The organism is Stenotrophomonas sp. STEN018, from assembly GCF_056760235.1.
On the sequence record NZ_JBRREK010000012.1, the window covers coordinates 45,605 to 70,693 of the forward strand.

The 25,089-nt window shown below is 64.0% G+C and carries 20 protein-coding genes; 13 read left to right on the forward strand and 7 right to left on the reverse strand.

Annotated features, from left to right (window positions below):
• The first annotated feature begins 24 nt into the window (after positions 1–24).
• Genes ACVOMB_RS06800 through ACVOMB_RS06815 form a run of 4 tightly spaced genes read left to right on the forward strand, consistent with a single transcriptional unit; the run spans position 25 to position 6,142 of the window.
• The gene (locus ACVOMB_RS06800) at positions 25–1,284 is read left to right on the forward strand and encodes a redoxin domain-containing protein (RefSeq protein ID WP_481530486.1); all 1,260 of its coding nucleotides are present in this window, start codon (positions 25–27) and stop codon (positions 1,282–1,284) included.
• The gene (locus ACVOMB_RS06805; protein WP_481530487.1) at positions 1,268–3,388 is read left to right on the forward strand and encodes a protein-disulfide reductase DsbD family protein; all 2,121 of its coding nucleotides are present in this window, start codon (positions 1,268–1,270) and stop codon (positions 3,386–3,388) included. The genes ACVOMB_RS06800 and ACVOMB_RS06805 overlap by 17 nt, the downstream gene beginning before the upstream one ends.
• 55 nt (positions 3,389–3,443) lie before the next feature.
• Positions 3,444–4,802 (forward strand): M16 family metallopeptidase, encoded by a 1,359-nt coding sequence (locus tag ACVOMB_RS06810; protein WP_481530488.1) that lies wholly within the window; start codon positions 3,444–3,446, stop codon positions 4,800–4,802.
• On the forward strand, positions 4,799–6,142 hold the full coding sequence (locus ACVOMB_RS06815) for a M16 family metallopeptidase (protein ID WP_481530489.1): 1,344 nt from the start codon (positions 4,799–4,801) through the stop codon (positions 6,140–6,142). Before ACVOMB_RS06810 ends, ACVOMB_RS06815 begins: the two co-directional genes overlap by 4 nt.
• 80 nt (positions 6,143–6,222) lie before the next feature.
• Here the strand turns inward: ACVOMB_RS06815 and gloA are convergent, their stop codons facing one another.
• Positions 6,223–6,750, reverse strand: a complete 528-nt coding sequence (gene gloA / locus ACVOMB_RS06820; protein WP_481530490.1) for a lactoylglutathione lyase — start codon at positions 6,748–6,750, stop codon at positions 6,223–6,225.
• A 393-nt stretch (positions 6,751–7,143) separates the two neighbouring features.
• Here gloA and ACVOMB_RS06825 point away from each other — a divergent pair, with 393 nt between their 5' ends.
• The 4 genes from ACVOMB_RS06825 (at position 7,144) to ACVOMB_RS06840 (ending at position 12,968) form a co-directional block, all read left to right on the forward strand.
• Positions 7,144–7,596: a CopL family metal-binding regulatory protein gene (locus tag ACVOMB_RS06825; RefSeq protein ID WP_481530491.1), complete on the forward strand. Its 453-nt coding sequence runs from the start codon at positions 7,144–7,146 to the stop codon at positions 7,594–7,596.
• Positions 7,597–7,692: 96 nt separating this feature from the next.
• Positions 7,693–10,407: a TonB-dependent receptor gene (locus ACVOMB_RS06830; protein ID WP_481530492.1), complete on the forward strand. Its 2,715-nt coding sequence runs from the start codon at positions 7,693–7,695 to the stop codon at positions 10,405–10,407.
• A gap of 57 nt (positions 10,408–10,464) precedes the next feature.
• Positions 10,465–11,157, forward strand: a complete 693-nt coding sequence (locus tag ACVOMB_RS06835) for a PepSY domain-containing protein (protein WP_481530493.1) — start codon at positions 10,465–10,467, stop codon at positions 11,155–11,157.
• A complete protein-coding gene (locus ACVOMB_RS06840) occupies positions 11,154–12,968 on the forward strand; it encodes a 2Fe-2S iron-sulfur cluster-binding protein (RefSeq protein ID WP_481530494.1) in 1,815 nt (604 codons plus the stop codon). The genes ACVOMB_RS06835 and ACVOMB_RS06840 overlap by 4 nt, the downstream gene beginning before the upstream one ends.
• 298 nt (positions 12,969–13,266) lie before the next feature.
• Here the strand turns inward: ACVOMB_RS06840 and ACVOMB_RS06845 are convergent, their stop codons facing one another.
• The 5 genes from ACVOMB_RS06845 to ACVOMB_RS06865 form a co-directional block, all read right to left on the reverse strand.
• Positions 13,267–13,806 carry a DUF411 domain-containing protein gene (locus tag ACVOMB_RS06845; protein WP_481530495.1) on the reverse strand — a complete coding sequence of 180 codons (540 nt, stop codon included), beginning with the start codon at positions 13,804–13,806 and terminating at the stop codon, positions 13,267–13,269.
• A gap of 59 nt (positions 13,807–13,865) precedes the next feature.
• Positions 13,866–14,165 carry an EF-hand domain-containing protein gene (locus ACVOMB_RS06850; protein WP_481530496.1) on the reverse strand — a complete coding sequence of 100 codons (300 nt, stop codon included), beginning with the start codon at positions 14,163–14,165 and terminating at the stop codon, positions 13,866–13,868.
• Positions 14,166–14,226: 61 nt separating this feature from the next.
• Positions 14,227–15,273, reverse strand: coding sequence for a copper resistance protein B (locus ACVOMB_RS06855; RefSeq protein ID WP_481530497.1), 1,047 nt, complete (start codon positions 15,271–15,273; stop codon positions 14,227–14,229).
• Positions 15,270–17,102: a copper resistance system multicopper oxidase gene (locus tag ACVOMB_RS06860; protein ID WP_481530498.1), complete on the reverse strand. Its 1,833-nt coding sequence runs from the start codon at positions 17,100–17,102 to the stop codon at positions 15,270–15,272. Before ACVOMB_RS06860 ends, ACVOMB_RS06855 begins: the two co-directional genes overlap by 4 nt.
• Positions 17,103–17,222: 120 nt before the next feature.
• Positions 17,223–17,594 (reverse strand): CopL family metal-binding regulatory protein, encoded by a 372-nt coding sequence (locus ACVOMB_RS06865; protein WP_481530499.1) that lies wholly within the window; start codon positions 17,592–17,594, stop codon positions 17,223–17,225.
• 299 nt (positions 17,595–17,893) lie between these two features.
• On the opposite strand from ACVOMB_RS06865, the gene ACVOMB_RS06870 reads away from it, so the two are divergent.
• The 3 genes from ACVOMB_RS06870 (at position 17,894) to ACVOMB_RS06880 (ending at position 21,507) form a co-directional block, all read left to right on the forward strand.
• Positions 17,894–19,015, forward strand: coding sequence for a PLP-dependent cysteine synthase family protein (locus tag ACVOMB_RS06870; RefSeq protein WP_481530500.1), 1,122 nt, complete (start codon positions 17,894–17,896; stop codon positions 19,013–19,015).
• A gap of 34 nt (positions 19,016–19,049) precedes the next feature.
• Positions 19,050–21,080: a M3 family metallopeptidase gene (locus ACVOMB_RS06875; RefSeq protein ID WP_481530501.1), complete on the forward strand. Its 2,031-nt coding sequence runs from the start codon at positions 19,050–19,052 to the stop codon at positions 21,078–21,080.
• A 79-nt stretch (positions 21,081–21,159) separates the two neighbouring features.
• Positions 21,160–21,507 (forward strand): SH3 domain-containing protein, encoded by a 348-nt coding sequence (locus tag ACVOMB_RS06880; protein ID WP_481530502.1) that lies wholly within the window; start codon positions 21,160–21,162, stop codon positions 21,505–21,507.
• Positions 21,508–21,801: 294 nt separating this feature from the next.
• On the opposite strand, the gene ACVOMB_RS06885 is transcribed toward ACVOMB_RS06880, so the two are convergent.
• Entirely contained in the window at positions 21,802–22,401 is a 600-nt protein-coding gene (locus ACVOMB_RS06885) for a lipocalin family protein (protein WP_481530530.1), read from the reverse strand.
• Positions 22,402–22,537: 136 nt separating this feature from the next.
• Between ACVOMB_RS06885 and ACVOMB_RS06890 the strand changes: the two genes are divergently transcribed.
• Together ACVOMB_RS06890 and ACVOMB_RS06895 are read left to right on the forward strand one after the other, a co-directional pair.
• Complete coding sequence (locus ACVOMB_RS06890) at positions 22,538–22,855, forward strand: hypothetical protein (protein WP_481530503.1); 318 nt, start codon at positions 22,538–22,540, stop codon at positions 22,853–22,855.
• 68 nt (positions 22,856–22,923) lie between these two features.
• Positions 22,924–25,023 (forward strand): prolyl oligopeptidase family serine peptidase, encoded by a 2,100-nt coding sequence (locus tag ACVOMB_RS06895; RefSeq protein ID WP_481530504.1) that lies wholly within the window; start codon positions 22,924–22,926, stop codon positions 25,021–25,023.
• Positions 25,024–25,089: the final 66 nt, after the last annotated feature.

Sequence of the window (25,089 nt, forward strand, 5' to 3'; positions counted from 1 at the left end):
GCCGCATCCATTGCAAGGAAATCCATGAAGTCCATCGCCAACACCCTGCGCGCCTGCCTGCTGGCCAGCGCGGTCGTCACTGCACTCGGCCTGGCTGCCTGCAGCCCATCGCAAACCCCGCCTGCCGCTCCAGGCCAGGACGCCGCCGCCACTCCCGCAAGCAGCGGCGCGTACAGCATCCGCGGCACGCTGCCGGGGCTGGCCGATGGCACCGAGCTCAAGCTGCTGGTGCCGTCGGCGGCGACCGACCCGCTGCATGTCGAGCCGGTGGTCACGGCCACCGTGCAGGGTGGTGCGTTCGTGCTCAGCGGGCAGGTACAGCAGGCGGTGCCGGCGGTGCTGATGGTTGGCAACCAGGGCTCGGTGAAGCTGGTGCTGGAGCCCGGCGAGCTGCGAATCGAAACCGGCGCGCTGGGTCCGGTGGCCAAGGGCGGCAGCCTGACCGAGCGGGTTTACGGCTATCTGCAAGATCCGGCCTATGTGGCCGCCTACAAGGCCAACCGTGAAGCCAACCACAAGGCATTCGACGGTGTGGATGAGAACGACGAAGCGGCGATGAAGGCCGCGCGTGAATCGGTTGCGGCGCCGTTTGCTGCCTTGACCAAGGTCAGGAACGACTACGACGCGGTCATCCTCGATGGTGCAGAGCCTGCGCTGCTCAAGCTGCTGGTGCTGAGCGAGAACTACGACTGGAAGCGCTACGACGTGGCCCGCCGCGCGCAGCTGCTGGCCAGCTACAAGCAGGAGCTCGGCGCGCATCCGCTGATCGTGCAGATGGAGCAGGCAGCCGCCGATTACGCCAAGACCCAGCAGCTGGCCGAGAAGTTCGGCCCGGGCAAGCCCTATGCGGACATCGAAGCCATCGGCGTGGACGGCAAGGTGGTCAAGCTGTCCGAGGTGCTGGCGCGCAACAAGCTGGTCCTGCTCGACTTCTGGGCCTCCTGGTGCGGCCCGTGCCGCGGCGAGTTTCCGCACCTGCTGAAGGTGTACCGCGAGTTCCACGCGCATGGCTTCGAGATCTACGCCGTGTCACTGGACGAGGACAAGGACGATTGGACCAAGGCCATGCAGGAAGAGGGCGGTAGCAACGACCTGCCGTGGATCAACCTGCAGGCACCGGGCTTCGAGGACAAGGCCGCGCAGACCTATGGCGTGGTGCAGCTGCCACAGAACTACCTGATCGCCGGCGACGGTACCATCGTCGGCGTCGGCATGCGCGAGTGGGATGTCGAGCGCGCGGTACGTGCGCAGATCAAGAAGGTTGAAGATGCGCCTGCCCGTTGATGTCATCCGCCGCGCCGCGCTGAGTGCATTGCTGCTGCTCGGCGTGCTGCTGCCCGGCAGCGTGCTGGCGCAGGTGCAGGCCGAGCTGGTAACCGCCCAGCGCTCGGTGCAGCCGGGGCAGCCGCTGCAGCTGGCCTTGCGCATGCAGCATGATCCGCATTGGCACAGCTTCTGGAAGAACGCTGGCACCGGCTTGCCGACCAAGTTGATGTGGGAGCTGCCGCCGGGCTGGACTGCCGAGGCGATCCAGTGGCCAACACCAATCCTGGTGCGCGACCGCGAAGGCAACATCACCGGTCACGGTTATGAAGGCCTGTCGTATCTGCCGGTGCGGCTGATCGCACCGGCTGACCTGAAGCCTGGCAGTACGGTCGAGTTGAAGGCACAGGCGCGTTGGTTGATGTGCGAGACCGTGTGCATTCCGGGCAAGGCGGCAGTGAGTTTGAGTGTGCCGGTCAGTGCCGATCTTCCACAGCCCGATGCCGATGTGCAGGCGGCGCTGGCGGCATTGCCGATGCCAAGCTCCAGCGAAGGCTGGCAGCTGGCGGCGACCCGCGAGCAGGGTGACCTGACCCTGCGCGTGGCTGCACCGGGGGATATCGCCGAGCTGCATTTCTTCCCGGCCGACGAATTCGTCTCCTACAAGGTTCCACAAACCATAGGCAATCGCGGTGCACGCGCTTTGCTGAAGCTGCCGTTGGACCCGGCCGAGACCATGCTGGCCGATGCAGCGCTGCGCGGTGTGCTGGCCTATACCGACGCACAGGGCGTCTACCGTGGTGTCAGCATCGAGTTGCCGTTCGTAGCCGAGGCCGAAGCGACTGCGCTGGTCAGCACGGCCGACCTTGGGGCAGCACCGGCTTCGGGCGCTGGCAATGACGGCGCGCAGTTGTCGCTGTTGGTGCTTCTGTTCGCGGTGCTCGGCGGGCTGATCCTCAATCTGATGCCCTGCGTGTTCCCGGTGCTTGGCCTGAAGGTGGTTGGCTTCATCGAGCAGGCCGGCAACGACCGGCGCAAGGTCAGCCTGCATGCGCTGTCATTCACCGCCGGTGTGCTGCTCTCGTTCTGGGCGCTTGCCGGCATGCTGGCGGTGCTGCGTGAAAGCGGGCAACAACTGGGCTGGGGCTTCCAGCTGCAGTCGGCACCGTTCGTGTTCGTGCTGGCGCTGGTGATGCTGGCGTTCGCGATGAACCTCAGTGGCGTGTTCGAAGCTGGCATGCGTGCCACCAGCGTCGGCTCCGGCCTGCAGTCGCGCAGCGGCGTGGCCGGCAGCTTCTTCAGCGGCATGCTCGCCACCGTGGTGGCAACGCCGTGCAGTGCACCGTTCCTGGCGCCGGCTCTGGGCGCAGCGTTGGCCCTGCCGACCGCACAGTCTTTCCTGGTGTTCACCGCCATCGCGTTGGGTCTGGCGCTGCCGTACTTGCTGCTGTCGGTATTCCCATCGCTGGTCAAACTGTTGCCGCGCCCGGGCGCGTGGATGGAAACCTTCAAGCAGCTGATGGCCTTCCCGCTGTATGCCACCGTCGGCTATCTGCTGTGGGTGCTGGCCGGGCAGTTGCACGAAGCGGCCCTGCTCAATGCTTTGCTGGCGCTGTCACTGTTGGGCTTCGGTCTGTGGCTGTACGGCCGTGGCACCCGTCCGGGTGCCCGCGGTAGCCGCGCCAGGCTAAGTGCGGTTGCCGGCGTGCTGGTGCTGGCTGCGGCCGTGCTGTTGGGCTGGCCACGTGCACCAGCGCCTGAAGCCCTGCAATGGGAGGCTTGGAGCAGCGAACGCGTGCAGCAGCTGCAGGCCGAAGGCCGCCCGATCTATGTCGACTTCACCGCGCGCTGGTGCGCTACCTGCCAGGTCAACAAGAAGGTGGTGTTTGCCGCGGCGCGGGTGAACGACTACTTCCGCGACAACGAGGTGGTCGCGCTGAAGGCCGACTGGACCAATGCCGACCCACTGATCACCGCCGAGCTGGAACGTTGGAACCGCAGCGCGGTGCCGTTCAACCTGGCCTATCCGGCTGGTGGCGGCCCGCCGCGCGAACTGCCCGAGGTACTCACGCCGGAGATCGTGCTCTCCGCGCTGGACAACGCTACCCCACCAGGACGGGATTGAAATCCCGCCCCGACTTTCCCCGCGCCCCCGGGCGCATCTAGAGAGAACGCAACGCATGATTTCGCAACGCCTGTTGTGCGCCGGCCTTGCGCTGGGCTTGATGGCAGCTGCTGCTGCCTCGGCCGAGCCGGTCAAGGTCAATGGCTTCACCTACGTCAAATCCGCCGATGGCATCGATGAGTACCGGCTCGACGCCAATGGTTTGAGCGTCCTGTTGCTGCCCAACCACGCCGCACCGGTGGTGACCTTCCAGATGACCTATCGGGTCGGTTCGCGCAACGAGGTGACCGGCACCACCGGTGGCACCCACCTGCTCGAGCACCTGATGTTCATGGGCAGCACCAACTTCGACGGCGCGAACAACGTCGATACCTACCTGGACCGCGTCGGTGCCGGCTTCAACGCTACCACCTCGCTGGACCGCACCAACTACTACGCCACGCTGCCGCCGGCCGCGCTGGACGGCTATATCGCCATCGAAGCGGACCGCATGCGCGGCCTGCTGCTGCGCGAGAAAGACCGCCAGAGCGAAATGACGGTGGTGCGCAACGAGTACGAGCGCAACGAAAACAATCCCAATGGCGCCTTGATGAAGCTGATGTGGGCGACTGCCTTCAGCGCACATCCGTACCACCATCCGGTGATCGGCTGGCGCAGTGATATCGAGAAGGTGTCCATCGAGAAGCTGCGTGAGTTCTACGACACCTTCTACTGGCCGAACAATGCCACAGTCACCGTGGTCGGCGATATCGACAGCGCCAAGGTACTGGCCAGCATCGGCGACAAGTTCGGCAAGGTGCCGCGCTCGCCGCATGCCATTCCCGAGGTCTACACCACCGAACCGGAGCAGCAGGGCGAGCGTCGGGTGACGCTGCGTCGTGGCGGCGAAACCGGCACGGTGATGATGGCGTACAAGGCACCGGCCGGCCTGGACAAGGACATTCCCGCACTGAACGTGCTGGAGCTGGTGTTGCAGGGCGGCCGCAGCGCCCGCCTGCAGCGCGCACTGGTGGATACCAGCAAGGCGGTGGCGGTATCGGGCGGCATGTACCAGCAGCGCGATCCCAGCCTGTTCATGCTGAGCGTGGCGCTGGCCCCGGACAGCAAGCACGAAGACATCGAGAAGATCGTCCGCGACGAGATCGCCAAGGTTGCCCGCGACGGCGTCAGCGTCGAGGAGATCAAGCGCGTGCTTGGTCCGTACCGCGCCGAGGAAGCCTACCGCCGCGATGGCACCGATCAGGCCGCCGATGCGCTCAACGAGTTCATCGCTATGGGTGATTGGACCCTGTATTCCAGCGCCCTGAAGGATCTTGAGAAGGTCACCCCGGCCGACGTGCAGCGCGTCGCCGGCAAGTATTTCACCGCAGAGCAGAGCACGGTTGGCTGGTTCGTGCCGGAGAGCAGCAAGTGAACAACGCAAAACGCATTCGACTGATTCCGCTGGCACTGGCTGCACTGTCCAGCCTTGCCGCATTCGCTGCCCAGGCCGGTGTTGCCGACAGCGCCGTGCACGCCAAGGCCGCAGGCATCGACCTGATCGTCTACCCGATGGGGGTCAAGGACGTGGTCACCTTCACCGGCTCCATGCCGCTGGGTGACGCCTTTCTCGCCGCCAAGGCCGACAATCCGGCGGTGCCGACGCTGACCGCGATGCTGCTGGAAGCCGGCACCACCCGCCGCGACAAGTTCGCCATTTCCGATACCCTCGATGGCATCGGTGCGCAGTTGTCTTTCAGCCCCAGCGCGGCGCGCATCGGCATCTACGGCAAGAGCCTGAAGCAGGACCTGCCGACCGTGCTCGACCTGCTCGCCGAGCAGCTGCGCCAGCCGGCCTTCACCGCCGAAGAGTTGGCCAAGGCCAAGGTGCAGCTGGAAGCGGCATTGCGCCAAGCCAGTGACAACCCCGGCGCGATGGCCCGCGAAACCATGATGCTGAGCATCTTCCCGGCTGGCAGTATCAACGCACCGGCACCGCGCGAAGCCATGCTCAAGGCGGTGCCGCAGGTAACGCTGGAGCAGATCAAGGCCTTCCACACCAAGTACTACGGCCCGGTACACATGACCCTGGTGTTTGCCGGTGACGTCGATGCCAAGGCGATTGAAACCGCGGTTGCACACGGCTTCAACGGCTGGAGCGGCGGCGTGGACTATCTGCGTGATGCGCCCGCACGGCTGCCGGCCAAGGCCGCCGAGCACAGCATCGCGATGAAGGACAAGGCCAGCGTCAGCGTGTTTCTCGGTCAGTCCACCGGCCTGCGCTATACCGATGCCGACTACCTGCCGATGACGGTGGGCGTGGACGTGTTGGGTTCGGGCTTCACCGGCCGGCTGATGGCGGCGGTGCGCGCGAAGGAAGGCCTGACCTACGGCATCGGCGGCAACCTGCTGGGCAGCGACTATATGGACGGCGGCCTGGGCATCAGCACCACCTTCGCACCGGAGCTGATGGACAAGGGCATCGCCAGCACCCGCCGCGAACTGCAGCGCTGGTGGAAGGATGGCATCACCGCCGAAGAACTGGATGCACGCAAGCAGGCGATGGTCGGCAGCTACCAGGTTGGCCTGGGCAATACCGACGGCATGTCGGCGGCGATCATCGGCACGGTTGAGCGCGGTGTTGGCCTGGCATGGCTGGACAACTACCCGCAGGCGATCCAATCGGTGACGCTGGAGCAGGTCAACGGTGCGATCCGCAAGTACGTGGACCCGCAGAAGATGGTGCTGGTCAAGGCCGGCACCTTCAAGAAGTAAGTCGCAACCTCTGCCAAGTGGTTCGACACCAACAAACGCCGGCTTACGCCGGCGTTTGTTGTTTCATGGCTATGCGCTGATCAGGCACGCGCGCTGTTGGAAATGATCTCCACCCAATAGCCGTCCGGATCCTTGATGAAGGCCAGGCTCTTCATGCGGCCATCGCTCAGGCGCTTCTGGAACGGCACGCCCAGTTCCTCGAAACGCGCACAGGCTGCTTCCAGTTCCGGCACCGACACGCAGATATGGCCGAAGCCGCGTGGGTCGCTGTTGCCGTCGTGGTAGATCGCGCCGTCCTGGTTCTCGGTGCCGTGGTTGTGGGTGAGTTCCAGCACGCCGGGAATGCCGGCCATCCACAGGCGGCGCTCGGCATCGTCCTGCGGCACCTGCACACCGGTCGGCACATAGGCCAGGAAGTACAGGCTGAACTGCGCTTCGGCGAAATCACGCTGGTCGATCAGCTGGAAGCCGAGCACCCGCGTATAGAAATCCAGCGAGGCGCGGATGTCCTTGACCCGCAGCATGGTGTGGTTGAACACGAAGCCGTTGGTTTCGGCCGGCACCTGGGCGGCGACGCCGGGCTGTTGAGCAAGGGTTTGAAGGCTCATGAGATCTGTCCTGTTGCGATGAATGGGGGAGGGCGCTCGCGCTGCAGCGGCAGTGCAATGTTCATGCAGAAAGTTGCATTTGAAATCGCTAGCCCAGCTTGCGTGCGTCGATACAAAAAATCATCAACGGCAACCCTTCAGTGGCTAGGCGGCTGCGCGCGCGCTGGCTATGCTGCGTCGCAGGATAGTCGTTGTTCCCCTGGTTTTGATGAAGCGCGCATGCATTGCCTGATGTGCGCCGGGAAGTGACGCTGGCGCAAGGGCTGCGCGGATTGTTGGCAGGGGATGCCACCACGGATGGAGCCACGGCGTGACCAGCGGCGGTTGACAAGGTTTCGCTGCTCGCGTTATTCATTGTATGTATATACAAATAACGGAATTGTCCGGAACTTCATGTCCTACCGTATGTGCCTGCCGTTGCTGCTGATGCTGGTGCTCGCCGTCGAAGGCGTGCTCGGGGCATGGGCGAGCACGCGCATGGTGCTGCATGCGGACGGGGTTCCGTCGGTTGCCGGGATTACCCGCGCGGCCAGTGCCAGCTGTGACCCGGTGCGGAGTGATCCGGTGCGGACTGACCTGGCGGCACGCACGTCGACGGCGCCGCGCGCAAGCACCGGCGGTGGCCACGACGAGCACACCGGCAAGTCGGCAACCAGCCATGCCGACGACTGCAGTTGCGCCGACAGCGTGGGCTGCGAATGCCTGTGCGTGTTCACCATCTATCCCCCCGCGACGGCGCTGTTGTTCGCCGGTGCGCATCCACCGGTATCTGCCGATACGCCATTGCCAGCGCTGGTACTGCCGGCCGGCCGGCTATCCCGGGTTTTCCGACCTCCCATCGTCTGAGCGGTTGTTCTCGCGTCACCACGACGTAGTAGTGAACCGTGCTCGCACCCGCGACCGCGGCTATCGCCCCGAGACAGAATCCCAGCGAGAGAGAACATGTATTTGAAGCCCCAAGCCTTGGCTGCGGCCATTGGCACGCTGTTGTGTGCCACCGCCGTCCACACCGCCAATGCGCAGGACGCGCAGCCCCCGAATGAAGCCGCCCGCACGCTGGACGCCGTGCAGGTCACCGGCAGCCACATCAAGCGCGCGCAGTTGTCGGGCGTAGGCCCGGTCAGCGTGATCGACGCGCAGGCCATCGAACGCTCCGGCGCCACCTCGGTGGACACGCTGTTGCAGCGCCTGCCGGCCTCGGCCGGCTTTGCCGGCAGCCAGAGCAATGCCTATTGGGCCGAGAACGGCTATGGCACCACCCAGGTCAATCTGCGCGGCCTCGGCATCAACCGCACCCTGGTGCTGCTCAATGGCCGCCGCATCGTCAATGGCGGTACCGGCGCCAACAGCTCGGTCGATCTGAACATGATCCCGGTATCGCTGATCGAGCGCGTGGAAGTGCTCAAGGACGGCGCCTCGGCCATCTATGGTGCCGATGCGGTGGCGGGCGTGGTCAACATCATCACCAAGCAAGGATTCGACGGCGCCGAAGCGGCAGTGCGCTACGGCCAGACCACGCGTGGCGATGGTGATGAAACCGCCGTTGACCTGGCCTGGGGCGTCACCAGCGATCGCGGCTCGTTGATGGCAGGCATCAACTATGCAGAAGGCGGCACCGTCAACATGGGCTCACGCGCGCCCTGCGGCCTGGCCGAAGTAGACGGCAAGCTGGTGTGCTCGGGCAGTTCCACCACGGTAGGCGGCCGCGCGCTGCTGGCCGATGGCAGTCGCGTCAACTTCAACCAGGTGCTGGGCGGCAACGGTAATTTCTACGAGCCTTACTCGGCCGCCAAGCACAACTACAACGGCAACCCCACGCTCAACGCGGTCAATCCGATCAAACGCATCAGCATGAGCGTGTTCGGTGACAGCCAGCTCAGCGAGAACACCACCGTGTTCACCGAGCTGATGTATACCAACCGTCAATCCGATCAGCTCGCTGCGCCGGGCGGACTGGGCGTGTATCGGCCGATCAACATCGCCGCCAATCACCCGACCAACCCGACCGGACAGGACCTGCTGTTGCAGCGCCGTCGCCTGGAAGAAGCCGGTCCGCGCCATTTCTCGCAGGAGGTGAATACCTTCCGTGGACTGGTTGGAGTGAAGGGGCAGTTCGGCACCGGTTGGGATTGGTCGGCGGCCTTGAACTGGGGCCGCAACACCGGCGTCGATGGCTCGGACAACGTTGCCAATCTTGACCGCGTCGAGCAGACCTTGAACCGCAGCATCTGCAGCCCGGTGCCGGGCGCGGCGATTCCCTGCGGCGACTACCTGGGCTATGGCGACCTGAGTCGTGAAGTGCTCGACTACATCCTCTACACCTCGCGCGACACTGGCGGCAACGAACAGAAGAGTTTCACCGCCAACCTCAGCGGGCAGATCTTCGAGCTTCCTGCTGGTTGGGTGGGCTTTGCTGCCGGTGTGGAAGTGCGCAAGGAGCGCGGCTGGCGCAATCCCGATCCGCTTACCGTGCTCGGCATCGGCAACACCAACCAGCAGGACCCGATTGCCGGTGAATACACCGCCAAGGAAGTCTTTGCCGAGCTGGCAATTCCGCTGCTGCAGGACAACGTGATCGCCGATTCGTTGTATATGAATCTGGCAGGCCGCGCCTCGGACTACGATCTATTCGGCCGCGATTACAACTACAAGGTCGGCCTGGACTGGCAGGTCAATCCTTCGCTGAAAGTGCGCAGCACCTATGCCACTGCGTTCCGCATCCCGAACATTCCGGAACTGTTTGGAGGCGTGGCCGAGGGCAACCTGACCACCACCGATCCGTGCAGTAACTGGTCGGCGTTGCCGGCTGGCTCGACGGTGCGTGCCAACTGTCAGGCCTATGGCGTGCCGGCTGGCTATGTGCAGCCAGGCAACACCATCCTCACCACCTCCGGTGGAAATTCGGCGCTGGAGCCGGAAGACGCCACCTCGTTCACCGCTGGCGTGGTGTGGACGCCGGAGTTCCTGTCCGGGCTGACCTTGACGCTGGATTACTACAACATCCGCATCAAACACGCGATCCAGCGTATCGACGGTTCCACCAAACTGGCGATCTGCTACAACACACCGGGGCTGGCGCATCCGTTCTGCGATGCCAGCAACTTCACCCGCAACCCGCGCACCGGCGAAGTCGACTTCCTGTCTTCGCAGCCGGTCAATGCCGCCAACGAGCATGTCACCGGCTACGACTTCGGCGCGCTGTATGAGTTCAAGGCAGCAGGTTTCGATGCCAGCGTCAGCGCCGATGTGTCCTATCTGCAGCGCTATGACGTGCGGCCGTACGATGGCGCCGACCTGATCGAGTACGCCGGCAAGATCACCGGTGGCCGCGGCAGCTATGCCAAATGGCGTGGCCTGGTCTCGATGAATGCCTCGCGCGGTCAATGGTCGGGTACCTGGAGCACGCAGTACATCGGCCGGGCCGATGACATCAATGCGGCACGCGGTGACATCGGCGACCACGCGCCGTCGGTGTTCTATCACAACCTGCAACTCAAGTACGCGGTGAGCAAGGCGCTGGATGTATCACTGGGCCTGGACAACGTCTTCGACAAGAAGCCGCCGTTCATCCAGAGCTATACCGATGCCAACACCGATACGATGACCTACGACCTGCTGGGTCGCCGCTGGTACGCACGCATCGGCTACCGCTGGTGATTGGATGCGCCCCGTCGTAGCTGCGGCGGGGCGCATCATTGAACGAGGACGATGTTGATGAAACCCGCATTCTGGGCACGCCGTGCCCACAAATGGATCGGCCTGGTGATCGGTGTGCAGGCACTGCTGTGGATGCTCAGCGGGGTCTACATGACCGTGGTGCCGCTGGACGTGATCCACGGCGATCACCTTGCCCACGTACATGGCACACCGCTGCCGGCGCAGACCGCGCGCGTCGGCGCCGATGTGCTGGCCACACGCTACCCGCAGATGGAGTCGTTCCGGCTCAAGCATGTGCTGGAACGCGAGGTCTATGAAATCCGCCAGGGCAAGCAAAAGTATCTGGTGGATGCCGCCAGCGGCGAGCGCATGGCACCGTTGGATCGCGAGCAGGCAATAGCGCTGGCGCAGTCGCTGTATCAGGGTAAGGGCGAAGTTGAACGGGTGGAGTGGATCACCCGCGCACCGTCGGAAGTGAAGACCCGGCCGGTGCCGATGTGGGCCGTGCATTTCAGCGGTCGCGGCGACACCACTTTGTACCTGTCGCCGGACAGCGGGGAATTGCTGGCGCGTCGGCACGACCTGTGGCGGGTGTTCGACTTCGTGTGGATGTTGCACATCATGGATTACGAGGACCGCACCGACGTCAACAACACCTTGTTGCGGGTGGCTTCGATTGTCGGTTTGGTATTCGCACTCAGCGGCATTTGGCTGCTGTTCTACAGCTTCGGCAAGCGGAGGAGTGCATGACGCCCTGGATGCGGACCCTGCACAAGTGGGTGGGCCTGATCGTTGGCCTGCAGTTCGTGGTGTGGTTGGGCAGCGGCTTGATGATGAGCCTGCTCGATCCGGACAAGATCGAAGGCAGCGCCCAGCAGGCTGCAGTTGTCGCCAATCCTGCTTGGCCGGCCGCGACAGTGTCGCCGAGTGTGGCGCTGGCTGCGGCCAAGGGCGAGGCGGCGACGCTGGACAGTGGCTGGTTGCTGCAACAGCCGGTGTATCGCCTGCAATCGCCGCAAGGCACCGAGGTGATCGATGCCCGCGACGGCAAGCGCATCGCCATTGATGCGGCGGTCGCGGCGAAAGTCGCACAGGCGGCCTATGCCGGTGACGGCGTAGCCGCTGCGCCGCAGTACCTGGAAAAGACTCTGGAAACCAGGGCCAACCCCGACCCGGTGTGGCGCGTGGACTTCAGTGACGCGCAGGACACCAGCATCTATGTGTCCGCGCATAGCGGCCAGGTGATGGAACACCGCAACGCTACGTGGCGGCTGTTCGATATCTTCTGGATGCTGCACATCATGGATTACAGCAGCCGGGTCGACTTCAACAACCCGCTGGTGGTTGGCATGGGTATCGGTGGCCTGTGGTTGGCGCTGACTGGCGTGTGGTTGTTGATCGCCAGCTTCCACCTGCAGGAGTTCATCCCGCGTCGCTGGCGTTCGCGTCGGCAGCTGATGGTCTACGCACCGGGCGGCGCGCATCTGCGCACGGTCGAGGTTGCAAGCGGCGACAGCGTTTACGTGGCACTGGCGCGTGAAGGCATCCATTTGCCTTCCAATTGCGGTGGTGGCCAGAGTTGCGGCCTGTGCGAAGTGCGGGTACGTGCTGGTGCGGGCAAGGCAACCGCGGCAGATCGCGCGCATGTGCCTGAAGCAAAGCGCAAGGTCGGCTGTCGACTGGCCTGCAATCTGCAGGTGGATGAAGACGTCGAGATCGAAGTGGCCGGCGGCGCCAGCCTGTGGACCGAACACTGGGCCATCGTCGAGAAGGTTGTCGCGGTAACGCCATTCCTGCGTGAGATACATCTGCGCCCGGAACAGGCCGCAGACGCGCAGTTCCAGCCTGGCTGCTATCTGCAGCTGCACGTGCCTGAATACGAGCTGCCGCGCAGTGCGGTGTGGTCTCCGACCGGGCATGACGAGGATTGGAAGGCGTTGTCCTTGCCTGCGACCTTGCAGAACAAGGCGGTGGTGCGGCGCTCGTATTCGCTGGCAACACCGGTGACGAATGCAGACGGCGGCTTGGTGCTGCTGGTGCGCTTCAGCCCGGGCTGGCAGGAGAATCGCAAGCATCCACCGGGCAAGGGCTCGACCTATGCCTATACGCTGCGCCAGGGTGACCGCGTCCGCTACAGCGGTCCGTTCGGTGACTTTGCACTCAGTGGTAGCGAGCGCGAGAAGATCTTCATTGGCGCTGGTGCGGGCATGGCGCCACTACGTGCGCTGATCCAGCAGCGTCTGGATGAGGGCGGTGGCGAGCGTATCCACTATTGGTACGGTGCCCGTGGCGAGCGCGATTGCCCGTATGTCGAGCAGATGCAGGAGCTGGCGCTTGAGCACCCCAACTTCAGTTGGCATCCGGTGTGGTCGGGGCAGGGGGCAGATGCACGTCGTGTGCATGAGGCGATGCATGAGGATCTCTTGAAGCAGCATCCGGATCTGGCGGGTTGCGAGTTCTATCTGTGTGGTCCGCCGGCGATGTTGGCGGCGACAAGGCAGCTGCTGCGCAAGCTGGGTGTTGCGGATGAGCGGGTCGCGTTTGATGACTTCAAGATCTGAGTAATTTTGGGTCTGGCTGTTGCGGCTGCAGATACCGGAGGTCTGCAGTTGTTGCCGTTGTAGTTGCTGTTGCTTCGGCTTCGGCCTTGGCTCTGGCTCTGGCCTTGGCTCTGGCTCTGGCTCTGGCTCTGGCTTCGGCTTCGGCTTCGGCTCTGGCTTCGGCTTTGGACACTCCCTTCTCCCGCTTGCGGGAGAAGGTGCCCGGAGGGCGGATGAGGGGGGCTTTTGACTTTGCTTAGCTAAAAGCTTCCCCTCACCCCAACCCCTCTCCCGCTTGCGGGAGAGGGGCTTAAGCGGGTCACTCGTGCTTTGAGAACTCACTCAACGAACCATCATTGCCCAGCAGTGCAACCGTGAACGCCTGGCGATAACCATCCGGCGACTCCATGCCCGGCGTACCAACCGGCATGCCCGGCAACACAAGTCCGCGTGCCAGCGGGCGCTCAGCCAGCAGCTTCTTGATGTCTTCTACCGGCACATGGCCTTCCACCACATAGCCGTCAATCTCGGAGGTGTGGCAGGACATCATGCCGTCACCGATTCCCAAACGCTGCTTGACCGCCATCATGTCGCTGGTGTCATTGAGCTGCACCGGGAAGCCCGAGGCCTGCATATGCTCGGCCCAGCCACCACAGCAACCGCAGTTGGGGTCCTTGTGCACAACCACCAACGGCAGTGCCTTGGTAGCCGGCGCTGCCTCAGCAGCCTTTGCAGGTGCCGCGGCAACGGTCGTGGTGGCTGCAGCAGCAGTCGACGGACTGGCATTGCAGGCGCTGATCAACAGAGTGCCGGTAGCCAGCAGCAACAGCGAGAACATCGGCTTTGAACGCATTTTCATGATCTTGATTCCTTGGACAGTTCGCCGCACCGACCGCTGGCCGGTGCGGCAGTAGGGCGTCACAGCATCGACAGGCCGCGCTCGAATTCCTTGGCGTCGAGCTTGCCATCGCGGTTGCTGTCGCTCATGCCGAAGTGCGGCAGCAGCGGGTGGCCGCTGGGCAGTTCCTCGCGACTGATGAAGCCATCCTTGTTGGTGTCAAAGCGCTTGAACGTCGCCGCAGCATCAGCCTGCGGTGCCTTTGCAGCAGGTTTTGCTGCCGGTGCGTGATGCTCGTGGCCGGCATGCTGGGCCTGCGCGAGGGAAACCGAGGCAAGGGAGATCGCGCCGATCAGTGCGGCTTGAATAAAGAACTTCATCGAAAGCATTCCTTGTAGGGAGAGTGGGGATGGTGCCGGTGTGCGGCGCCACCCCGACGAATCAGAACCAGAAGCGCACGCCGGCAACCCAGCGCGATTCACTCACGCCTTCGCCTGCATCACGGTGCATATCAGCGGTATTGCCGAACGCGCGCTCGTGCACAAAGCCCACATACGGCGCGAACTTGCGGGTGAACTCGTAGCGCAGGCGCAGGCCCGCTTCCACGCTGCTCAAGCCCTTGCCCACACCACGGCGCGGATCGTCATCGGCAACGATGCTGGCTTCCACCGCCGGCTGCAGAATCAGCCGGTTGGTCAGCAGCACGTCGTACTCCACCTCGAAGGCCAACTCGGCCTTGCGCGGTCCGCCGATGTAAGCCATCGCTGAGACTTCGAACTTGTACGGCGACATGCCCTGCAGACCGAAGGCTGCGCGGGTCAGGTCCGGCGATTCGCGGCTGTTGTCATACCGCGCACCGGCCACCACGTCCCACCACGGCGAGATCGAATGGCCGTACAACGCATCCACCGACCAGTCGCCGAGCGTGTTCTCACTGCGCTCGCCTTCGCTGCGGATCCACAGGCGGTTGATGTCATTGCCGAACCAGGAGTTGATACCCCAGGCTTGGCCGCTGCCGTGCGCGTTGTCCCAGGCTTCCAGGTGATCGAACACCACCAGACTGTTGAACGACGGCGCATGCTCCATCGCATGCGGCTTCAACACCGGGAAGGCATCGTCGAAGTCCTGCTTGGTCGGCGTCTGGATCGGCTCGCGCGGTGCGTCGCTGGCGCTGCTGCCCTGCATGTTGTGGCCGGCATGCGGATCAGCAGGCATTGCATGCCCCGCGTGCGGGTCAGCTGCCGCGCCGTGGCTGGAATGATCTTCCACCTTGGGCATGGCATGGCCTGCATGTGGATCCGCTGGCATCGCATGCCCCGCATGCGGATCTGCAGCCTTGGCCTTGGGCATGTTGTGCCCTGCATGCGGATCAACTGCCGGCTTTGCTTCAGCGGCGTGCCCGGCGTGGCCCGCATGTGGGTCCTGCGCGAAGGCGTTGCCGCTGGCGGCCAGGGCGATGAACAACAGCGAGTGAGAGAAAGTCTTCATGCGTCGATCCTCACTTCGCGCATCATGCCCGCTTCCATGTGGTACAGCAGATGGCAGTGGAAGGCCCAACGGCCCAGGGCGTCCGCGCGAACGCGGTAGCTGCGGCGTGTGCCCGGCGGCATGTCGATGGTGTGCTTGCGCAGCTGGAACTCGCCGTCGGCGTTCTCCAGATCACTCCATACGCCGTGCAGGTGGATCGGGTGCTGCATCATCGTGTCGTTGACCAGCACGATGCGCATGCGCTCGCCATAGTTCAACTTGATGGGCTCGGCGCCGGCAAAAGGAATGCCGTCGAAATTCCAGGCGAACTTTTCCATGTGACCGGTGAGATGCAGTTCGATCTCACGACCTGGCTCGCGTCCATCCGGGTCCTCGAACAGGGAACGCATTGCGCCATAGGTCAGCACCTTGCGGCCGTTGTCACGCAGGCCGATGCCGGGGTCATCGAGTTTGGGCTCGGTGGCCGCGGTCTGCATGTCGATCAGCGGGTTACCAGCTTCGCTGGGCTTGTGCTTGGGCGATTTGTCGCCGCCGCCGTGGGCACTGTGGCCCATCGCTGCACCGCAGCCACCTTCCATGCCCTTGGCACCCATGTTGGCGCCGCAACCGCCGTCCATTCCCTTCATGTCCATGGTTGCGGCACCGCCGCCGCCGTGATCGCCATGGCTGCCCATGTCGTGGCCCATGTCGCTCATGGTCAGCAGCGGGCGCGGATCGATCTGCGGAATCGGTGCCTGCAGGCCCTGGCGGGTTGCCAGCGTGCCGCAGGCATAGCCGGTGCGGCCCATGTCCTGCGCAAACAGGGTGAAGGCATCCTGGCCGGTGGGTTCGACGATCACGTCGAAGGTCTCGGCCGGTGCGATGCGGAACTCATCAATGCTGACCGGGTGGATGTACTGGCCATCGGCGGCGACCACTGTCATCTTCAGGCCGGGGATGCGCACATCGAAGTAGGTCATCGCCGAGCCGTTGATGAAGCGCAGCAGCACCTTCTCGCCACTGCGGAACAGGCCGGTCCAGTTGCCGGCCGGCGCGGTACCGTTCATCAGGTAGGTGTAGGTGTGGGCGTTGATATCGGACAGGTCGGATGGCGTCATCCGCATCCGGCCCCACATGCCACGATCGCTCAGCGTCTCGCGCAGGCCGTCCTTGCGTGCGTCGCGCATGAAGTCACCGACCGTGCGCTGGTAGGTGTTGTCATGCATCGGCATCTTCTTCATGCGCCGGAACAGCGCATTCGGATCCATGTCGGTCCAATCCGAGAGCATGACCACGTGCTCGCGGTCGAAGTGATACGGCGGCGGTGCCAGCGGATCGACGATCATCGCGCCGTACAGGCCCGCCTGCTCCTGGAACATCGAATGGCTGTGGTACCAGTAGGTGCCGGACTGCTTGAGCTGGAACCGGTACTGATAGGCCTCACCCGGCGCGATGCCGTTGAAGCTCAGCCCCGGCACGCCGTCCATGTTGGCCGGCAGCAGGATGCCGTGCCAGTGGATGGAGGTGATCTCGTCGGTGAGGGTATTGGCCACGCGCAGATTGACCGTATCGCCCTCCCGCAGGCGCAGGATCGGCGCGGGCAAGGAGCCATTGACGGTGATGGCAGGGCGGGTGCGGCCGGTGAAATTGACCGCCGAACGGCCGATGGCAAGGCTCAGTTCGGTACCGCGCAACTCAACCGGCGGCACCGCCATGGCGCTGCCGGCGGCGAAGGCCTGCGGAATACGCGCCAGGCCGGCACCGGCGACGACGCCGCCAATGGCCAGGCCCTGCACGAAGCGACGTCGCGACAGCACCGAGCGCGAATCGGAAAGGAAATCAGAAGACATGTGGAACTCCCGGTCACACAGCCGCATCACGATGCGGTGCTGCATGTCCTGAACAGATCAAGGGTGCACCAGGGCGATCGCCATGGCGCAGATATCTGCGGACGCCAGAAGGCGCGGGAATCAGGCGATGGGAGGGCGGTTGAGCTGGCCCGGGGCCACGTCGTCGCGAGAGGGCAGTGCTGGCATTGGCGCCAATGCATGGCGCATCGGTGCAAGCCGCGTCATCGCGACGCTGGGCAGCATATTGCAATGCTGTTTGCAGTCGCAGCTATCACCGCTGGCACAGGGCGAGGGCGCCTTGTCGGCGTCGCCGGCATCGCACTGCAGATTGGCTTCCTGCTCGTGGCAGCAGTCGTGCGTGCTGTCACCGGCTTCCATGGCCATCGTCATCGCCTGCATCGGCATGGCCATCGCCGTCGCAGACCACACCGAACCGACCGCACCAGCGATCAGGGTCAGGCACAGCAGCAGGGGCAGCAGGATGCGCGGCACGGGATTCAGGTTGGGAAGCAGGGCTGAACCATAGCATTCCTGAGTGGGGGCTGGGCTGAATGATTGGAAAAGCCAGAGCCAAAGCACCCCGCCTCAATCCGCCCCTGCGCCTGTGGCGCAAGGGAGGAGGTAGACGCGTGCATCGGCCAACTCACCGAAGGCCGCAATCACCCCCTCCCTTGCGCCACAGGCGCAGGGGAGGGTTGGGGAGGGGTAAAGCTCCTGCAGTTGCCGTTGCCATCCCCCCACAACCCAACCAAGTAGAATCCACCCCAGCATTCACCAAGAAGTGGCGATCCATGTCCCAGCGTGATTGGGTGGCGGCGGCCATCCACAAGATTGAAGCCGACTACAACCGTTCGGCCGATACCCATCTGATTCCCGTCGACCTGCCGGGCTTCCCCGGTATCGATGTCTATCTGAAGGATGAATCCAGCCACCCGACCGGTAGCCTCAAGCACCGGCTTGCCCGCTCGCTGTTCCTGTACGCGCTGGCCAATGGCTGGCTGCGCGAGGGCCGCCCGGTGATCGAGGCCTCCAGCGGTTCCACTGCGGTGTCCGAGGCTTACTTCGCGCGTCTGCTGGGCTTGCCGTTCATCGCTGTGATACCGGCCAGCACGTCGCCGGAGAAGATCGCCGCCATCGAGTTCCATGGCGGTCGCTGCCATCTGGTGCAGCGTGCCTGCGACTTGAACTGCGAATCCGAGCGGCTGGCGCGCGAAACCGGCGGCCACTTCATGGACCAGTTCACCTACGCCGAGCGCGCCACCGACTGGCGTGCCAATAACAATATCGCCGAGTCCATCTTCAAACAGATGGCCGAGGAGCCGCATCCGGTACCGGAATGGATTGTCTGCAGCCCCGGCACCGGCGGCACCGCCGCTACCCTCGGTCGCTACGTCAGCTATCGCCGCCACGACACCCGCATCCTTTGCGCGGACCCGGAAGTGTCGGTCTTCTACGATGGCTATTGCGCTGCGCTGGAAGGCCGCGACTGGCGTGATATGACCTGTGAAGGCGGCTCGCGTGTGGAAGGCATCGGCCGTCCGCGCGTGGAGCGCAGCTTCATCCCGACCTGCGTCGATGCGATGGTCAAAGTCAGCGACGCGCTGAGCCTGGCTGCAATGCGTCATGTCAGCGCCACCCTGGGGCGCCGCGTCGGCGGCTCTACCGGCACCAACTTCATCGGTGTGCTGTACGCCGCCCAGCAGATGCGCGACGCCGGCCGTGACGGCTCCATCGTCAGCATCCTCTGCGATGCCGGCGAACGTTACGCACACAGTTACTACAACCCGGACTGGTACAGCCAGCAGGGCATCGACGTGGTCGGTGCCGATGCTGTGGTGGCCACCGCCGTGGCCGGGCAGGGCATGCCGACCCTGCCTTGTGCCTGGCTGGAAGCGTCGCCATATCAGCTCTGATACCGGCGCAGCCGGAACTGTTTGAAGGAATGTTGTGAACACCGCCAATCCCCTGCTCGATTTCTCCGGCCTGCCGCGTTTTGACGCGATCCGTGCTGAACACGTCACCCCGGCCATCGATACCCTGCTGGCCGAGGCCGAAGCAGCGGTGAAAGCTGCCGAAACCGTGGCACCGGTGAGCTGGGAGAATTTCGTGGTGCCGCTGGACGACGCCACCGAGCGGCTGTATCGCGCCTGGGGCCAGGTTTCGCACCTGCAGGCGGTGGTCAACACGCCGGAGCTGCGCGAGGCTTACAACGCCAATCTGCCCAAGATCAGCCGCTTCGGCAGCTCGGTCGCGCAGAACCCGGCGCTGTACGCACAGTACAAGCTGCTGGCCGCCGCGCCGGCAGCGGCCAGCTACGACGAAGCACAGCGCAAGGCGCTGGAGAATGCACTGCGCGACTTCCGCCTCGGCGGTGCCGAACTCGACGACGCCGGCAAGGCGCGTTTCGCCGAGTTGCAGGAAGAGCTGTCCGGCCTGCAAGCCAAGTTCTCGCAGAACGTACTCGATGCCGGTGATGCATTTGCCTTGTACGTGGATGTGGCCGATGACCTGCTGGGCCTGCCCGATGACGTGATCGCCAGTGCCCGCGCCGCCGCGCACAAGGATGGCCGCGAAGGTTACAAGCTGACCCTGCAGATGCCGTGCTATCTGCCGGTGCAGACCTATGCCGACAACCGCGCGCTGCGCGAGCAGCTGTATCGCGCGCATGCGATGCGCGCATCGGAGTTCGGCGACGCCGCGTTGGACAACACCGGCAATATCGATCGCATTCTCGCCGTGCGCAACGAACTGGCCGCATTGTTGGGTTTCGACAACTACGCCGAGTATTCGATTGCCACCAAGATGGCCAGCGACGCGCCGCAGGTGCTGAGCTTCCTGCGTGACCTGGCTGCACGCGCAAAGCCCTATGCGCAGCGCGACCGTGCCGAGCTGGAAGCCTTCGCCCGCGACGAACTTGGCATGGAAGAACTGCAGGCCTGGGATCTGGCCTATGTGGCAGAGAAGCTCAAGCAGGCGCGTTACAGCTATTCCGAGCAGGAAGTGAAGCAGTACTTCACCGAGCCCAAGGTGCTGGCTGGCCTGTTCGGCGTGATCGAGCGCCTGTACGGGCTCAAGGTGGAGCAGGACAGCGCCCCGGTCTGGCACGAAGACGTGCGTTTCTATCGACTGGTGAATGCCGATGGCGCGCTGGTTGGCCAGTTCTACATGGACCTGTACGCGCGCGAAGGCAAGCGCGGTGGTGCGTGGATGGACGATTGTCGCAACCGTCGCGTCACCGCAGTTGGCGTGCAGACACCGCTGGTGTATCTGGTCTGCAATTTCGGCCGTGGCAACGATGGCAAGCCGGCGACCTTCAGCCATGACGAAGTCACCACCGTCTTCCACGAAATGGGCCACGGCCTGCATCAGTTGTTGACCCGCATTGGTGAGCTGGCGGTTGCCGGCATCAATGGCGTGGAGTGGGATGCAGTGGAACTGCCCAGCCAGTTCATGGAGAACTTCTGCTGGGAGTGGGAGCAGGTGGAAGCGATGACCGCGCATGTCGACACTGGCGCGCCGTTGCCGCGTGAACTGTTCGACAAGATGCTGGCGGCGAAGAATTTCCAGAGCGGCATGTTCACCGTGCGCCAGCTGGAGTTCGGTCTGTTCGACATGCTGCTGCACAGCCAGTATCAGCCTGAACAGGAAAGCGTGTTGCAGCTGCTGGAGCGCGTGCGAGATGAGGTTGCAGTGAACATCCCGCCGGCCTGGAACCGTTTCGCCAATCAGTTCAGCCACATCTTTGCTGGCGGCTACGCGGCCGGTTACTACAGCTACAAGTGGGCCGAAGTGCTCAGCGCCGATGCCTACGCTGCGTTCGAAGAAGCACCGGCTGCCTTGGCCGAAACCGGCAGGCGTTTCCGCGATGAAGTGCTGTCGCGCGGCGGCAGCCGCAGTGCGGCAGAGAACTTCCGCGCCTTCCGTGGCCGTGAACCGCAGATTGACGCCTTGTTGCGGCATAGCGGCATGACTGCCTGAACAGCGCCCACGGCCGGGGCTGGTCAGCTGCGGCGTTGAGGATCAAGCTTGGGGATACGCATTCCCCAAGCTTGACGACATGCCCCGGCTAATCACCCGCATCGCAGCCTGCGCGGCCATCATCGGCGCGGTGCTGTGGTTCCAACCGCGTATCAACGAACCCGCCGCCCAGGTCAGCAATGGGCTCAATCTGCGCAGTGCGCCGGATCAGCGTGCAGAGCGTCTGGCGGTATTGCCGATAGGTACCACGGTGGAAGTACAGCGCTGCCTGGCCGACCTGCAATGGTGCAATGTGCGTGCAGACGGCAAGAGCGGCTGGGTAGCGGCGGATTACCTGATCGCCCGCAGCGACGGCAAGAAGGTCAAACTGGCCGAGGCCGGCAAGCAGCTGGGCGTAGTAATAGAGACCGCCAAACCAGGTGGCTGAGTAGCCCCTGTAGTGCCGAGCCATGCTCGGCAGGGGCATTACACAAAATGCAGGTAGAGCCGAGCCACGCTCGGCTGAAGCGTTACACAAAATGCAGTGTAGAGCCGAGCCATGCTCGGCTGGGGCATTACCGGCAAAGCCTCTGCCGAGCATGGCTCGGCACTACGCTTTGCTCCCTCCCTTGCGCCGAAGGTGGAGGGGAGGGTTGGGGAGGGGTAAGCTCTTCGCAGGCTGCAGCGATATCAGCTTCGCGGCTTACGCCGCTCCTACAAGAGGAGAGACAGGCCGGCCCTGTTACTTCTTGTTCGGCACTTCAAAGCCCAGCTTGTCCACCTGCTGCGGGTGCTGCGGCACGCGCTTGAGCTTGTCGGTGTTGACGTCGTACTTGTCGCGCAGGCGGGTGGCCAGCTGGCGGTAGGTGGCGTTGTCCATGTCCGGTTCGCGGGCGAAGATCCACGCCATCTCGCGGCCCGGGTAACCGATCAGTGCCCAGGAATAGTCCGGCGCCACTTCCAGAATGCGGGTATGTGTGGGCACGATCCGGTAGAACCAGGTGCGCCAGCGGCGGTTGCCGCTGTCCTCGTCTACCTTGGCGCGGATCTCGATTTCATCTTCCGGCTCGGCAAAGCCATCGCGGAACTGATACTTGATCGAAACCTTGTTGTCGTCGCGCAAGGTATAGGTGTTGACGCTGGCCACATGGCCGCGCTCGATGAAGTTGGGCACCCGGCCGATCACATACCAGCGGCCCATGAAGCGTTGCAGGTCAATCGGGCCCTCGGCAATTCCCTCCACCGTCGTCGTCGCCGGGGCAGCCTCCTGTGCATGAGCCGGGGTCAGCGGCAGGGCGAGACTCAACAACACGGCGGACAGAAAGACGGGAATCGGTCGCATTACGGGTAGGGCACCTATGAAGGTCAGGGCTGCATGTTCGACGGGCAGCGATGCGCCCGTCAATGGCAGGTCGCAGTCTGTGAGATGACGGCCATCGAGGATGCACTCCAACACAGCCATGTTGCCGGAGAACGTCATGACCAAGCCGCTCGCATCGTCATCCCGTCGTAACGCGCAGGACGCGCCCGACCCGCAGGTGCTGCGCTGCGTCAGACAGGTAGCCCTGGCGGGCCTGGCGCTGGTGCTGGTATGGCCGGCGGCGCGCGGCCACAGCGACTGGATCGGCTGGCTGCCGTTGTGGCTGCTGGGCATGCCGCTGAGCGCCTGGTGGGCCTTGTACCGCTTTCGCCTACCCGCAGCTTGGCGGAATCGCCACGCCAAACCGCGTAAGCGCGGCCCGCAGGCCACCCGTGGTCGTCGCCCGGCCCGGCGCCGCCTGCCACAGGCGGCCTGACCTTCGACACGTGGGGGTGGGTACGGGGCTGTGTTAGCGTTCGCGGCTTATGACCGCATGGAGCCAACATGTCTCGACTCACCTCTGCCTGCCTTGTGGCGGGTCTGCTTTCTTCCGGCCTGGCCGGGGCCGCCATGGCCGCTGACGATTCCCAGGACAAGTACGCCTGGCTGGAAGACGTCACCGGCGACAAACAGCTGGGCTGGGTGAAGGAGCAGAACGCCAAGTCCGAAGGCCGCCTGGCCGTGACTCCGCAGTTCAAGGCGATGGAAGCCGGCATCCGCGAAGTGCTGGATTCGGACGCCAAGATCCCGGGTGTCGAGAAGATCGGCGATTACTACTACAACTTCTGGAAAGACAAGCAGCACGAGCGCGGCGTCTGGCGCCGTACCACGCTGACCGAGTACCGCAAGGCCGAGCCGCTGTGGGAAACCGTGCTGGATCTGGACGCACTGAACAAGGCCGAGGGCGAAAACTGGGTATGGCACGGTGCCAACTGCCTGCGCCCGGAATACAACCGCTGCCTGATCGCGCTGTCGCGTGGCGGCGCTGACGCCGATGTCACCCGCGAGTTCGACATCTCCAAGAAGGATTGGATCAAGGACGGTTTCTTCCGTGCCGAGGCCAAGGGTGGCCTGGGCTGGATCGACCAGAACAATGTCTTTGTCTACACCGACTTTGGTCCGGGCTCGATGACCACCTCCGGCTACCCGCGCGTGGTCAAACGCTGGCAGCGCGGTACCCCGATCACTGCCGCAACCACGGTGTACGAAGGCAAGCCAGAGGACATGTACATCTCGGCGATGCATGACGATACGCCGGGTTTCGAGCGCAATTTTGTCAGCCGCACCGTTGCCTTCTACAACAACGAGCTGTTCCTGATCGGCGCCGATGGCAAGCTGACCAAGGTTGACGCACCGAACTCGGCCGAAAAGGGCATCCGCCGCGAATGGTTGACCTTGGAGCTGCGTGAGCCGTGGACCGTGGGTGGCAAGACCTACGCCGCCGGTTCGCTGCTGGCGACGAAGTTTGATGACTTCATGGCCGGCAAGCGCGAGTTCGACGTGCTGTTCGCGCCGACCGACACCACCTCGCTGGCCGGCGCCACCTGGACCAAGTCGCACGTGGTGTTGAACGTGCTGGACGACGTCAAGAACCGCCTGAAAGTACTGACCCACGGCAAGGACGGCTGGGTGAGCAGCGATTTCACCGGCGCACCGGCCTTCGGCACCATTGGTGTTGGCGCGGTGGACGCGGATGAAAGCGACGCGGTGTGGATGACCGTCACCGATTACCTGACCCCGACCACCCTGGCCCTGGCCGAGATCGGCAAGCAGCCGGAAGTGCTCAAGACCATGCCGGCGTTCTTCGACGCCAGCGACAAGGTGATCGAGCAGCACTTCGCCACCAGCAAGGACGGCACCCGCGTGCCGTACTTCGTGGTGCACGACAAGGCGATGAAGCTGGACGGCTCCAACCCGACCCTGTTGTACGGCTACGGCGGTTTTGAAATCTCGCTGACCCCGGGTTATTCCGGCGGCATGGGCCGCGCCTGGTTGGACAAGGGCGGCGTATATGTCGTGGCCAATATCCGTGGTGGTGGTGAGTACGGCCCGCGTTGGCACCAGGCGGCGCTGAAGCAGAACCGCCACAAGGCGTATGAGGACATGGCGGCGGTTGCGCAGGATCTGGTCACCCGCAAGATCACCTCGGCCAAGCACCTGGGCGTGCAGGGCGGCAGCAACGGTGGTCTGCTGACTGGCAACATGCTTACCCAGTACCCGGAACTGTTCGGTGCGGTGGTGGTGCAGGTTCCGCTGCTGGACATGAAGCGCTACAGCCACCTGCTGGCCGGCGCCTCGTGGATGGCCGAGTACGGCAACCCGGATACGGCCGATTGGGACTACATCAAGACCTTCTCGCCGTATCACCTGTTCGACCCGGCCAAGAGCTATCCGCCGGTGCTGTTCACCACCTCGACCCGCGATGACCGCGTCCACCCGGGCCACGCCCGCAAGATGGCGGCCAAGATGATCGACGCAGGCAAGGACGTGACCTACTACGAGAACATCGAGGGTGGTCATGGCGGTGCTGCGAACAATGCGCAGGCTGCGCATATGTCGGCACTGGCCTACAGCTTCCTGTGGGAACAGCTGAGCAAGAAGTGATGCTTGGTTTGAAGTGATGTAAAACAAACGCCACCGAAAGGTGGCGTTTGTTTTTGCTCTGCTTTG

Excerpts from the sequence above, each read along its gene's own strand:
- ACVOMB_RS06895 (WP_481530504.1), top strand. The coding sequence starts at position 22,924 with ATGTCTCGACTCACCTCTGCCTGCCTTGTGGCGGGTCTGCTTTCTTCC.
- ACVOMB_RS06855 (WP_481530497.1), bottom strand. The coding sequence starts at position 15,273 with ATGAAGACTTTCTCTCACTCGCTGTTGTTCATCGCCCTGGCCGCCAGC.
- ACVOMB_RS06850 (WP_481530496.1), bottom strand. The coding sequence starts at position 14,165 with ATGAAGTTCTTTATTCAAGCCGCACTGATCGGCGCGATCTCCCTTGCC.
- ACVOMB_RS06830 (WP_481530492.1), top strand. The coding sequence starts at position 7,693 with ATGTATTTGAAGCCCCAAGCCTTGGCTGCGGCCATTGGCACGCTGTTG.
- ACVOMB_RS06860 (WP_481530498.1), bottom strand. The coding sequence starts at position 17,102 with ATGTCTTCTGATTTCCTTTCCGATTCGCGCTCGGTGCTGTCGCGACGT.
- ACVOMB_RS06880 (WP_481530502.1), top strand. The coding sequence starts at position 21,160 with ATGCCCCGGCTAATCACCCGCATCGCAGCCTGCGCGGCCATCATCGGC.
- ACVOMB_RS06825 (WP_481530491.1), top strand. The coding sequence starts at position 7,144 with ATGTCCTACCGTATGTGCCTGCCGTTGCTGCTGATGCTGGTGCTCGCC.
- ACVOMB_RS06810 (WP_481530488.1), top strand. The coding sequence starts at position 3,444 with ATGATTTCGCAACGCCTGTTGTGCGCCGGCCTTGCGCTGGGCTTGATG.
- ACVOMB_RS06800 (WP_481530486.1), top strand. The coding sequence starts at position 25 with ATGAAGTCCATCGCCAACACCCTGCGCGCCTGCCTGCTGGCCAGCGCG.
- ACVOMB_RS06870 (WP_481530500.1), top strand. The coding sequence starts at position 17,894 with ATGTCCCAGCGTGATTGGGTGGCGGCGGCCATCCACAAGATTGAAGCC.
- gloA (WP_481530490.1), bottom strand. The coding sequence starts at position 6,750 with ATGAGCCTTCAAACCCTTGCTCAACAGCCCGGCGTCGCCGCCCAGGTG.
- ACVOMB_RS06835 (WP_481530493.1), top strand. The coding sequence starts at position 10,465 with ATGAAACCCGCATTCTGGGCACGCCGTGCCCACAAATGGATCGGCCTG.
- ACVOMB_RS06845 (WP_481530495.1), bottom strand. The coding sequence starts at position 13,806 with ATGAAAATGCGTTCAAAGCCGATGTTCTCGCTGTTGCTGCTGGCTACC.
- ACVOMB_RS06890 (WP_481530503.1), top strand. The coding sequence starts at position 22,538 with ATGACCAAGCCGCTCGCATCGTCATCCCGTCGTAACGCGCAGGACGCG.
- ACVOMB_RS06840 (WP_481530494.1), top strand. The coding sequence starts at position 11,154 with ATGACGCCCTGGATGCGGACCCTGCACAAGTGGGTGGGCCTGATCGTT.
- ACVOMB_RS06885 (WP_481530530.1), bottom strand. The coding sequence starts at position 22,401 with ATGCGACCGATTCCCGTCTTTCTGTCCGCCGTGTTGTTGAGTCTCGCC.
- ACVOMB_RS06805 (WP_481530487.1), top strand. The coding sequence starts at position 1,268 with ATGCGCCTGCCCGTTGATGTCATCCGCCGCGCCGCGCTGAGTGCATTG.